This is a genomic window from Neisseria sp. Dent CA1/247, from assembly GCF_022870825.1.
Classification (GTDB): Bacteria; Pseudomonadota; Gammaproteobacteria; order Burkholderiales; family Neisseriaceae; genus Neisseria; species Neisseria zoodegmatis.
Genome location: NZ_CP091522.1, coordinates 1,385,747 through 1,396,318 on the forward strand (window position 1 = coordinate 1,385,747; position 10,572 = coordinate 1,396,318).

A 10,572-nucleotide genomic window follows, 5' to 3' on the forward strand; every position below is an offset into this window, starting at 1 on the left:
CTTGAGATGTTGAATCAAACCAACTGTTCGCCCCAATGTAATTTTTGGCGCAATGTTTTGTAGTATTGGTAATCGGTGGGATGCAATACGCGCAGCGGGTGGCGGTAGCGGTGGATTTTGATGCGGTCGAAATTTTGCACGTCTATAAAGGATTGTCCGTCAAAGTGAACGCGGGCATCGCCGCTTTTGGTAATCAGAATTTCGATTTCGCAGGTGTCGGCAATGGCAATCGGGCGGTTGGTCATCGACTGCGGACAAATCGGCACCAGTGTAAACGCCCGCAAGCTGGCCTGCATAATCGGCCCGCCTGCCGCCAGTGCATAGGCGGTGGAGCCTGTGGGCGTAGAAACGATGAGGCCGTCTGAACGCTGGGTATAGACAAATTCTCTGTCGATAAAGACTTCAAATTCAATCATCTGCCCTGCCCCGCCGCGGGATAAAACCACGTCGTTTAAGGCGAGAGAAGTCGTAACCGTTTCGCCGTTGCGGATTAAAGAGGTTTCGAGAAGAATCCGCTCTTCGGGCAGATATTTGCCGGACAGCATGCCGTTTAGAATCTGCGTCATCTGCTCGCGCGGCACTTGGGTTAGAAAGCCGAGATGGCCTTGGTTAACACCGATGATCGGCACTCTGAACGGCGCAATCACGCGGGCGACGGAGAGAAAGGTGCCGTCTCCGCCAAGCACGATCACCAAATCGCACTTCTTGCCGAACTCGGCTTTTTCGATCACCTTGCACACGTCAACGTCTTCCGCGCACACCGAGCCGTCGTCAATGCTGGCTTTGTCCAAATAAATATCCAGCTCTTTGCTGCCGAGAAACTCAACCAAGGTATGCAGGGTTTCCTGAATATTGGGTGTCTGCGGGCGGGGAACGATGCCGATGTGTTTAAATTGGCTGATCATGTCGGGAAAACCGTGCGGTCTGAGATGCTTGGATTATAGCGGTTTTTGTGCCGCTTCTGAAAGTGTATGCAGCTGAAATAGTGCTTGAAATCGATTTCAGACGGCCTCAAAAGATTTGGCGGAAACGGCCTGCATTAAGGCCGTCTGAAAAAGTATTGGAACAAAAAAAGCTTTATTGCTTAAACGGCAGCCAGATTCGTGCCAGAAAATACATCAGCGCACCGCCACCGCCGAGCACGGCGAAAATGATGCCTTTTTTGCGTGCATTCGGGCAAAACCAATATACGGCGAGGCTGAAGCTGAAAAACAGCGCGCTTACCACCCAAACCAGTTGTTTGTCTTTAAAGCGGTTGAGGGTGTAACTTTCGGTCATCATAACGTACATCTGCCACAAAGCCGCCATCGACATGCAGATAACGCCTGCGGGCAGAAAGAAAAGACCGATCAGTTCTTTATTCATGATGAAAAGGCCGTCTGAAAAAATAAACGCAGATTATAGCAAAGGCCGTCTGAAAAGTTCAGACGGCCTGTTTTAACCGTGCATGTTGTTGTCATTTAAGCAGCAAGTAAACCATGTAAGACAACGCTCCGCCACCAATAAGCAGCCACAAAGCCAATACGCCCGCCAGCAGCAGCGGCTTGATACCCGCCGCCCTTACCGCCTGCCAACGTGTCGTCAACCCCAATGCAAACATCGCCGTAGTAAGCAGCAAAGTATCCAAGGTCAATACAGCTTTGTGGATTTCAGACGGCAGCGGAAACCAGCTGTTCCATACCACCATGGCCAAAAATGCCGGTACAAACCACGGCATGACCAGCCGCCCGCCGCTTGTTTGCTTGCTGCATTCACTCATCACAAAAGGCAATGCCATAATCAACGGAGCCAGCAGCATGACCCGAATCATCTTGGTCATCACCGCCACATCCGCAACAGTCGGATTCACCGCCGCGCCCGCCGCCGCAACCTGAGCCACTTCATGCACGGTCGAGCCGGTGTAAATGCCCCAAGCAAACCAAGCAGCGGCAGAGGCATCGTTTGGCAGTAACCAAACGGCCAGCAGCGGATAAACAAACATCGCCAGCGTGCCGAACACCACCACGGTTGCCACGGCCACACCCACATCACGTTCCTGCGCTTTGAGCACAGGCTGCACGGCCAATACCGCTGCCGCTCCGCATACCGCACTGCCCGCACCGACCAAAGCTGCCGTTTTGTTTTCCAGCCCGAACCGCCGCCCCAGCTTCAAGGCCAGCATCATCGTTCCGGCTACGATTGCTGCATCCACCAGCAATGCAGGCCAGCCTACATAAGCGATTTGCGCCAAAGTCAACCTGAAGCCGTACAGCATGATGCCAACCCGCAGCAGATGGGTTTTGCTCAACGCAATAGCTTGAGGCAACAAAACCGGTGTGCGCAGAAAAACAGTGTTGCCCAGCAACATGCCTGCCACAATAGCCAATGTGAGCGGACTGATGCCCCAACCGGCCAGCACGGGCGATTCTGCCAGCACCATACACAGCAGCGACACCGCCGCCAGCGGCACTAGCTGGATAAGCCCAAACCTGCTTTTCTGCACTTCGGTTTCCTTTTGAATATAAGTATTTGTTTCATGTTGTTATGAGGCCGTCTGAATGAAGTTATGCTTTCTTTTTTCAGACGGCCTTCAGCGCTTCTTATTACTAGAGTTTTCACTCATTATTTGAGGAAAGGATTTGCTAAATAATGTAAACTGTTTCTATAGTAATATAAAATCTAAGTTCGCGGCTGTGTCATTGCACGTCGTTTTGATTGTATTGTAAATCGGATTAGTCCCTATCACCTTAAAACGAAGGAAGTGCCGTCATGAAAAAAATCCTGCTCATTACCCTGCTTGCTCCCGCTTTTGCCCAAGCTTACCAAAGCGGAAAAACCTACCATATCACCGTTTTACACACCAACGACACCCACGGCCGTTTCTGGCCGAACGCCCGCGGCGAATACGGTATGGCCGCCCATCAGACTTTGGTTAAACAAATCAGGCAGGAAGTGAAACAGAAAGGCGGTTCGCTGCTGGTACTGAGTGCCGGCGACATCAATACCGGCGTGCCTGAGTCGGACGTCAACAACGCCCGTCCCGACATCGAAGCCATGAACGCCATTGGCTATCAGGCTATGGCTTTGGGTAATCACGAATTCGACAATCCGCTGCAAATGCTCGGCATGCAGGAAAAATGGGCGAAGTTTCCCTTTATTTCCGCCAATATCCGCCACAAAAAAACCGGCAAATATCTGGTGAAACCCTATGTGATGATGCGTGAGAAAGGGCTGCGCATCGCCGTGGTGGGCTTAACCACTGAAGAAACCGCCACCGCCGCCAATTTGGTGTACACCGAAAACATCATTATCGACAACACCGAGCGCTCCGCATCGAAAGCCCTAAACAACCTCAAACGCCGCAAGCCCGATATTAAAATCGCCCTCACCCACTTAGGCTACCGCAGCGACATCAAACTGGCCAATGCCTTGCCCGAAAAATCGTTCGACATGATTATCGGCGGCCACAGCCATACCCCCGTGTGCGTAGATTCGGAAGGCCGTCTGAAAAAAGACTACCGCCCCGGCGAGGTTTGCCAACCCGATTTCCAAAACGGCACATGGATTATGCAGGCCGGCGAATGGGGCAAATATTTGGGGCGCGCCGACTTCACGTTTAAAGACGGCAAGCTGACGCTGAAATCCTACCAACTCATTCCCGTTAACCTGAAATACAAAACCGAAACGGCCGACGGCAAAACCGAATACGTTTTATATCAAAAAGAGATACCGCAAGATGAAAAGCTGGCAGGCCGTCTGAAAAAATATCAAGACGAAGCGGATAAAAAATTCAGCATCGAAGTCGGCAGCATAAACGGCAAGCTCGAAGGCGACCGCAGCGTTGTCCGCCACCAACCCACCAACCTCGGCCGCTTGATTGCCCGCGCCCAACGCGAACGCACGGGTGCCGATGTATCGGTGATGAACGGCGGCGGCATCCGCGATTCCATCCAAGCCGGCAAAGTCAGCTACAAAGACATTCTGCGCGTGCAGCCTTTCGGCAACATCATCAGCTATGTGGGGCTGACCGGCAGCGAATTGCGCGAATACCTGCAAACCATCAGCAAAATCAAACCCGGCTCGGGCGGCTATCCGCAATTTGACAATGTTTCTTTCGACGTTGATAAAGAAGGTGTGATCAGCAATATCCTTATCGGCGGCAAACCCTTGCAAGAACAACAAGTTTACCGCCTCGCACTCTCCGATTTTCTGGCCAACGGCGGGGATCATTATCCCAAAGTGGCCGACAGACCTTCTTATGTGAACACAGGTTTCGTCGACGCCGATGTACTGAAACTCTATTTTGAACGGCATTCGCCGGTAGATGTGTCGCAGTTTGAGAAATAAAGATTGTTCTTTTCTATGAAACTTTTAAAGCAGCAGATACTGAAATTTTTGCTGCTTTAATGTTTGCTTATACAGCTCAGAAGTTGTTGCAGTTGCTATCAACTTTTTCAGACGGCCTCTTGCTTCCTTCGGTTTGTAGTCTGTTGCTGTTAAGTCGCCACCAAGTTTGCAAAGCAACCTTTTATAAACAAAAGCACTTTTATCCAACCAGATAAAAGTGCTTTCTTATTGAACATCAGCAGCAATGTTTAGCGGCTCAAACCTGCATGTTGAATCGGAGCGGTTTTGCTGAAATTAATTTCTTTGATCGCGCTGAAATGGATCGAATCGCCATTCATGGTTACCGGGCGCATATATTGCGTACGGATCCAGCTCACTGCATCTGCATCAATTTTTTTAGAGCCGCTGCTGCGCACAACCCGTGCATCATTCACTTGGCCCGATGCGTCGATATCAATGCTTAAAGCCAAATTACCGATAATCGGCTGAACGGCTTCGGAAGCTTTTTGATGAAAGGTAATATCTTGGGCAAGAGTCGTTTGCGCGGCTGACAGGAGCATAAAAGCAAACACGGTGGAAAGAGCACGTTTGATTTTCATTATATTATCCTTGTTCGTAATGTGTTTGGCCATCTTTGAATCATTAAATGCCAAAATATTTAAATATATCGGGAAAAATATAATTATTTTGGTATTCAATTAAAATATTACACTTTTCTTGTTATGTATTCTGCATGATGGTGAATAATATTGCAAGCACTAAATTGAGATAATCGGAAAATATTTTAGATATTCGGATTATTTGGAAGTTTGAAAATAATTTAATTTGAACTTATATCTCTAATAACTAATCGTTGAAATATTTTTATTTTGGTTATTTATTATTTAATAACAACAACTTGATTAAGCCACAATCTGTTATCTTTCTTGAGTTTAAGGGCAATTATAAAACATACCGCTTGTTTCTTTTAAATACCGATTGTCTCTTATATGCAACTCGTATAATCCGTCTTTATCCAAAGATTTTCCATTTTCGGAGAATGGAACTGCCGCCGCAAAATGAATCGATATGGTGTAGAATCAGCATTATTTAATTTTCAGACGGCCTTGATTCCAGCTACTCCGAGTGTCTTATTCTCTACATAATAAACGGCCGAAAAAGGAAGATCATGAAAAAGCTGAAGTTTACAAAAATGCACGGGTTGGGCAATGACTTTATGGTGGTTGACGGAATCAACCAGCAACTCGACCTGAGCAGCGCGCCTTTGGCGAAATGGGCAGACCGCCATACCGGTGTGGGGTTTGACCAATTATTGTTGGTGGAAAAGTCGAGCTCTGATGCCGTGGATTTCCGCTACCGTATTTTCAATGCAGACGGTGGCGAAGTGGAGCAATGCGGCAATGGTGCGCGCTGTTTTGTGCGTTTTGTGGTTGACAAAGGCCTTACCGATAAAACGGAAATCGTGGTGGAAACCGCCCGCGGGATTATCTTGCCGCGCTTGGCAGAAAACGGTTTGGTTACGGTCAATATGGGCAAACCGCATTTCATGCCGTCTGAAATTCCGTTTATCCCCGCAGCAGGAGAAACCGCCGATTCTTTAACCCATATTATTTTGATTGGCTTGGAATCTGTGGCGGTAAGCTGCGTGAACATGGGCAATCCGCATGCGGTAATCGTGGTGGAAGATGTGGATACGGCTCCGGTTGAGGTATGGGGAGAGGCTGTGGAGTCGCACGAGCAATTCCCCGAGCGTGTGAATGTAGGTTTTATGCAGGTGGGCAATGATAAACATATCCGGCTGAGAGTGTACGAACGCGGCACGGGAGAAACGCAAGCTTGCGGCACCGGCGCTTGTGCGGCGGTGGTAACCGGTATGCGCTTGGGTTTGCTTGCAGAGGGAGAAGAAGTGCGCGTGAGCTTGCCGGGTGGAGATTTACTGATTACTTGGCAACCCGGCGCCGATGTGATGATGACCGGCCCGGTAGAAACTGTATATGAAGGTGAGCTGCAATACTGATGAAAAAAGAAAACGTTTTGGATTTTTTAAGGGAGCATCCTGATTTTTTGGCAGAACATGCCGATGAGCTGGGCATACGTTTGCGCGATGATAAAGTGCGCTCGTTTGCCCAAGCCCAATTGACGGCTTCACGGCTGAAAATCGAAAAAATGGCCGGCCAACTGCAAACCATGTTGGCCGATTCGGAAGCCAACCGCCGCATTATGCTGCGCCAACTGGCTTTGGACGTGAAATTGCTGCAAGCCAATACGGTGGCGCAGTTGGTGCAGGCCTTATATCAATCTTTGGAAGACGATTTTGATATTCGCAGGTTTCGTTTGGTATTGATTGCCGAACCGCAAAACAAAACGCGTATTCCTGAAAAGGTTTGCCTGCCTGCCGGAGCCGATAAGGTCAATATTGAAATTGCCGCTTTGGATGCGCCGGTTTTGGGCACCAAAATCAGCGCGGAAATGCGCGCACTGTTGCCGGATGACGGCATAGTGCTCGAAAGTTTTCTGCAACTGCCGATACCGATAGGCGGCAAAACCGGGGCAGTATTGTTGGCAGGCGATGAAGACGTTCACCGTTTTGCAGCTGATTTGGAAACGGAAACGGTGCGTTACATGGCGGATGCTATCGGCGCGGCTCTATCCCGCATGATGGGATACCGCTAACATGGCCGTCGGTTTTGATTTATGGGTATTGGCTGTTTACATTACCGTATTTATTGTTGCTGCTTTTAAGGCGGGCGAATTTCAATGGCTTTGGGCAAGTGTTTTGCTGTGGTTGGGTTTCAGTGTAATCGGCGCACAATTACTCCCCGGCATTTTAGGCATTACTTACCTTGCCCCTTTGTATATTCCGCATTTGTACATCGCTTTGGCGAGCCTGTTCTTTTTCATCAACCACTGGAAAAAGCTGCCTGAAAAAGGTTGGTGGCAGGCGCAGGAAACCAACGGCTTTATCAGTTTGTTTGCCGTGAGCGGAATGCTGATGACCATCGTGTTTTTATTGTTGGCATTCTTGGTGTATCTCCGTTTTCCAACCGGCATCACGCCTTATGTGATGCCCGCCCTGCTGCAAATGTATGCGCTCAAACCTGCGTATTGGTTTGTTGCCCAAGCGCTGATTATGTTGATTTTCTATGTACACCGCAGTTTGATTTCGAAGGAGCCGGTTACGCGGTTTAGCGGCAAGCAGTTGCAGGCCGGTGTTTTGATGGCTTTTTTATTTCAGACGGCCTATGTATTCAATGAATTGCTGAATATCCGTTTCGGTTAAAACCAGCCTTAACAACTAAAAGTTATAACCTAAGAAACATAAGATATTGGGCTTTCATATAATTTGAATATAGTATAAAAGTATCCGACATTTTGATTCATCAGGAGAGCAGAATTATGAATATTGCACGCAACATCACTGATTTAATCGGCAACACCCCGCTGGTAGAGCTGAACCGCCTCACAGAAGGCCTGCCCGGCCGCGTGATTGCCAAACTAGAATTTTTCAACCCCGGCAGCAGCGTTAAAGACCGTATTGCCGCTTCCATGCTGGACGCTGCGGAAAAAGCAGGCAAAATCAATCAAAATACCACCATCATCGAGGCCACCAGCGGCAATACCGGTATCGGCTTGGCGATGGTTTGTGCTGCTCGCGGTTACAAATTGGTGATTACCATGCCGGAAAGCATGAGCAAAGAGCGCCGCATGTTGCTGCGTGCGTTTGGTGCGGAGTTGATTCTTACTCCCGCAGCAGAAGGCATGGGCGGCGCGATTGCCAAAGCTAAATCGCTGGTTGACGAAAATCCCGACACTTACTTCATGCCGCGTCAGTTTGATAATGAAGCGAATCCCCAAGTTCACCGCGAAACCACCGCAGAAGAAATTTGGCGCGATACCGACGGCCAAGTCGATATTTTTGTGGCCGGCGTAGGCACCGGCGGCACGGTAACGGGTGTGGGTGAGGTGTTGAAAGCCCGCAAACCCGAAGTGCAGGTAGTTGCGGTAGAGCCTGAAGCCTCTCCGGTTCTCAGCGGCGGCGAAAAAGGCCCCCACCCTATTCAAGGTATCGGTGCAGGCTTTGTGCCCAGCATTTTAAATACTCAGGTTTACGACAGCATTATTAAAGCTTCTAACGAAGACGCTTTTGCCACCGCGCGTGCTATGGCCGAGAAAGAAGGCATTTTGGTGGGCATTTCTTCCGGCGCAGCTGTTGCGGCTGCTTTGGAATTGGCCAAAAAACCTGAAAACGCAGGCAAGCTGATTGTGGTGCTGATTCCTTCTTACGGCGAGCGTTACCTTTCTACTCCGTTGTTTGCTGATTTGGCTTAAGGTCAATCTTGCAAACATGTTAAAGGCCGTCTGAAAACGGCCTTTTTTTATGTCTGTTTGAAATTTACACCTTGTTGCGGCTTGTGTATGTTTAGAGATACTTTCTCATCAATTCGCATTGCACCGCTACTTCCCGGCTTAAAGGCAAAACCGCTTCGCCCAGCGATTCGTATCCGTTGAGCTTGTAAAATGCCACTGAATTTAACGACGCATAGAGTTTGATGAAACTCAAGCCCGCGTCGATGGCCAATTCTTCCGCCCGCTGCAACAAAGCCGTACCCAAGCCGTGATTGTGTACGAAGGGGTGAACATACAGGGCATCCAGCTGCGCTTCTTTGAAATCAAGCTGGAAAAAACCCTGAATGTGGCCGCGGTATTCCACCACCCATAAGGCTTTATTCGGATCGGCAATGGTATCCAGATAACCGGCAGGGCTGATCAGTTTGCTCCACACTTCCAATATTTTATTGTCGTAGCTGCGGGTGCAGGTGTATTGCACCGAATAGCGGTGGGCATTGTAAATGTGTTCGCAATCTTGGGCGGTGGCGGGGCGGAGTACGGTAATCAGGCTCATCGTCGTCTCTTGGTTTTCAGACGGCCTGTATGAGGATAGAGGCCGTCTGAAAAAAGAAAGAAAAAAGGGAAAATTTCATGCGGAAAATACGCGTTTTTTTGTTGGCTGTGAAGTTATTTATACCAAGCGTAACTTTTTCTCTATAAACGGATATTTTTTCAATTCAGACGGCATTTTCACACATGCCGCATTATTCTTTGAGCAAACGCCGTTCATACACCGCTTGCGCCAAAGTGCCGGCATCTATGTATTCAAGTTCGCCGCCCAAAGGAATGCCACGCGCCAAACGGCTGACCTTATAAGAAAGGTTTTTAAACAGCTCCGACAACACATAAGCCGTGGCATCGCCTTCTGCGGTGAAATTGGTGGCAATGATGATTTCTTCCACCTCGCTGTTTTGCAGCCGCTCGACCAGTTTGTCTAAAGCGATATGGCTCAAATCCATGCCCTGCGCCGGATTAACTTGCCCCATCAGCACGAAATACAAGCCGTCGTGGCAGTTGGCCGCTTCCATACCCGACACATCGGCAGGCATGTGTACAATCATCAGGCGGCGCGGGTCGCGTTCGGGGTCGGCGCAGATGTCGCACAACCCGCCTTCGCAAAACGTATTGCAGCGCGCGCAATGATGCACCTGCTTCAACGCGTGTTGTAATGCATCCGCCAATTCCTGTGCACCGTCGCGGCTGTGCTGCAATAATTGGTAAGCCATGCGCTGTGCAGATTTGGGGCCGACATTGGGCAGAATTTTCAGCGCGTTGATTAATCGGGTAAAGGCATCGGGATTTTTAGGCATTTTTCAGACGGCCTGTGGGATAGGGTCAAACAGCTCGGATTATATAGCACTTTAGCTTAAAGGCCGTCTGAAAAACGGCCTTTGAAGTTTGATTCAACGGTTTTCAAGCAAGCGCTCAAACCGCCGCATCCGAGCGCTCGCCCGTGCGGATACGGATCGCCTCTTCAACCGGCATGATGAAAATCTTGCCGTCGCCGATTTTGCCCGAACGCGCGGTTTCGATAATGGTTTCCACCGCCCGCTCCACGTCGGCATCGCTCAATACCAGCTCCACTTTCACTTTGGGCAGAAAATCCACCGCGTATTCCGCGCCGCGGTAGATTTCGGTGTGCCCTTTCTGGCGACCGAAGCCTTTCACTTCGGTAACGGTCATGCCGGTGATGCCGATTTCGGTTAACGCCTCGCGCACATCGTCGAGTTTGAACGGCTTGATAATGGCTTCGATTTTTTTCATGGTTTTCTCGCTTTGAAGAAGATTCGGACGGCCTGTTTTTAACATAAAGCACAGCAAGGTTCAATGGGCTTTTCAGGCCGTCTGAAAAGGAAA

General features: G+C 49.4%; 13 protein-coding genes. 5 read left to right on the top strand and 8 right to left on the bottom strand.

Translation table 11 applies throughout. The features are described from left to right. Window positions 1-14 precede the first annotated feature (14 nt). The 3 genes from LVJ85_RS06875 to LVJ85_RS06885 form a co-directional block, all read right to left on the bottom strand. Window positions 15-905 carry an NAD(+) kinase gene (locus tag LVJ85_RS06875; RefSeq protein ID WP_085362579.1) on the bottom strand — a complete coding sequence of 297 codons (891 nt, stop codon included), beginning with the start codon at window positions 903-905 and terminating at the stop codon, window positions 15-17. A gap of 172 nt (window positions 906-1,077) precedes the next feature. Further along, entirely contained in the window at window positions 1,078-1,365 is a 288-nt protein-coding gene (locus LVJ85_RS06880; protein ID WP_085362578.1) for a hypothetical protein, read from the bottom strand. Between the two features lie 91 nt (window positions 1,366-1,456). Then, window positions 1,457-2,482, bottom strand: a complete 1,026-nt coding sequence (locus tag LVJ85_RS06885) for a YeiH family protein (protein ID WP_244738199.1) — start codon at window positions 2,480-2,482, stop codon at window positions 1,457-1,459. A gap of 266 nt (window positions 2,483-2,748) precedes the next feature. Between LVJ85_RS06885 and ushA the strand changes: the two genes are divergently transcribed. Beyond that, complete coding sequence (ushA, locus tag LVJ85_RS06890; RefSeq protein ID WP_244738201.1) at window positions 2,749-4,326, top strand: bifunctional UDP-sugar hydrolase/5'-nucleotidase UshA; 1,578 nt, start codon at window positions 2,749-2,751, stop codon at window positions 4,324-4,326. A gap of 24 nt (window positions 4,327-4,350) precedes the next feature. Here ushA and LVJ85_RS06895 read toward each other — a convergent pair whose 3' ends face one another. Together LVJ85_RS06895 and LVJ85_RS06900 are read right to left on the bottom strand one after the other, a co-directional pair. Further along, window positions 4,351-4,533 (bottom strand): hypothetical protein, encoded by a 183-nt coding sequence (locus LVJ85_RS06895; protein WP_143773778.1) that lies wholly within the window; start codon window positions 4,531-4,533, stop codon window positions 4,351-4,353. A 41-nt stretch (window positions 4,534-4,574) separates the two neighbouring features. After that, entirely contained in the window at window positions 4,575-4,925 is a 351-nt protein-coding gene (locus tag LVJ85_RS06900; protein WP_085362576.1) for a TonB family protein, read from the bottom strand. Window positions 4,926-5,494: 569 nt separating this feature from the next. Here LVJ85_RS06900 and dapF point away from each other — a divergent pair. The 4 genes from dapF to cysK all read left to right on the top strand — a co-directional run bounded on the left by dapF (window position 5,495) and on the right by cysK (window position 8,655). Beyond that, the gene (dapF, locus tag LVJ85_RS06905) at window positions 5,495-6,343 is read left to right on the top strand and encodes a diaminopimelate epimerase (RefSeq protein WP_244738202.1); all 849 of its coding nucleotides are present in this window, start codon (window positions 5,495-5,497) and stop codon (window positions 6,341-6,343) included. Then, window positions 6,343-6,999 carry a DUF484 family protein gene (locus LVJ85_RS06910; RefSeq protein WP_244738204.1) on the top strand — a complete coding sequence of 219 codons (657 nt, stop codon included), beginning with the start codon at window positions 6,343-6,345 and terminating at the stop codon, window positions 6,997-6,999. Before dapF ends, LVJ85_RS06910 begins: the two co-directional genes overlap by 1 nt. A 1-nt stretch (window position 7,000) precedes the next feature. Next, window positions 7,001-7,606, top strand: a complete 606-nt coding sequence (locus tag LVJ85_RS06915) for a hypothetical protein (RefSeq protein ID WP_244738206.1) — start codon at window positions 7,001-7,003, stop codon at window positions 7,604-7,606. 116 nt (window positions 7,607-7,722) lie between these two features. Then, on the top strand, window positions 7,723-8,655 hold the full coding sequence (cysK, locus tag LVJ85_RS06920) for a cysteine synthase A (protein ID WP_244738207.1): 933 nt from the start codon (window positions 7,723-7,725) through the stop codon (window positions 8,653-8,655). A gap of 91 nt (window positions 8,656-8,746) precedes the next feature. On the opposite strand, the gene LVJ85_RS06925 is transcribed toward cysK, so the two are convergent. The 3 genes from LVJ85_RS06925 to LVJ85_RS06935 all read right to left on the bottom strand — a co-directional run bounded on the left by LVJ85_RS06925 (window position 8,747) and on the right by LVJ85_RS06935 (window position 10,479). Further along, complete coding sequence (locus LVJ85_RS06925) at window positions 8,747-9,229, bottom strand: GNAT family N-acetyltransferase (protein ID WP_244738208.1); 483 nt, start codon at window positions 9,227-9,229, stop codon at window positions 8,747-8,749. 190 nt (window positions 9,230-9,419) lie between these two features. Then, a complete protein-coding gene (gene recR / locus LVJ85_RS06930; protein ID WP_244738213.1) occupies window positions 9,420-10,025 on the bottom strand; it encodes a recombination mediator RecR in 606 nt (201 codons plus the stop codon). Window positions 10,026-10,140: 115 nt separating this feature from the next. Continuing rightward, entirely contained in the window at window positions 10,141-10,479 is a 339-nt protein-coding gene (locus tag LVJ85_RS06935; RefSeq protein WP_244738215.1) for a P-II family nitrogen regulator, read from the bottom strand. Between the last annotated feature and the right edge of the window lie 93 nt (window positions 10,480-10,572).

What these genes read in the sequence shown, in the direction of transcription:
- LVJ85_RS06935 (WP_244738215.1), bottom strand. Translation starts at nt 10,479, where the DNA reads ATGAAAAAAATCGAAGCCATTATCAAGCCGTTCAAACTCGACGATGTG.
- cysK (WP_244738207.1), top strand. Translation starts at nt 7,723, where the DNA reads ATGAATATTGCACGCAACATCACTGATTTAATCGGCAACACCCCGCTG.
- ushA (WP_244738201.1), top strand. Translation starts at nt 2,749, where the DNA reads ATGAAAAAAATCCTGCTCATTACCCTGCTTGCTCCCGCTTTTGCCCAA.
- recR (WP_244738213.1), bottom strand. Translation starts at nt 10,025, where the DNA reads ATGCCTAAAAATCCCGATGCCTTTACCCGATTAATCAACGCGCTGAAA.
- dapF (WP_244738202.1), top strand. Translation starts at nt 5,495, where the DNA reads ATGAAAAAGCTGAAGTTTACAAAAATGCACGGGTTGGGCAATGACTTT.
- LVJ85_RS06880 (WP_085362578.1), bottom strand. Translation starts at nt 1,365, where the DNA reads ATGAATAAAGAACTGATCGGTCTTTTCTTTCTGCCCGCAGGCGTTATC.
- LVJ85_RS06925 (WP_244738208.1), bottom strand. Translation starts at nt 9,229, where the DNA reads ATGAGCCTGATTACCGTACTCCGCCCCGCCACCGCCCAAGATTGCGAA.
- LVJ85_RS06910 (WP_244738204.1), top strand. Translation starts at nt 6,343, where the DNA reads ATGAAAAAAGAAAACGTTTTGGATTTTTTAAGGGAGCATCCTGATTTT.
- LVJ85_RS06900 (WP_085362576.1), bottom strand. Translation starts at nt 4,925, where the DNA reads ATGAAAATCAAACGTGCTCTTTCCACCGTGTTTGCTTTTATGCTCCTG.
- LVJ85_RS06915 (WP_244738206.1), top strand. Translation starts at nt 7,001, where the DNA reads ATGGCCGTCGGTTTTGATTTATGGGTATTGGCTGTTTACATTACCGTA.
- LVJ85_RS06875 (WP_085362579.1), bottom strand. Translation starts at nt 905, where the DNA reads ATGATCAGCCAATTTAAACACATCGGCATCGTTCCCCGCCCGCAGACA.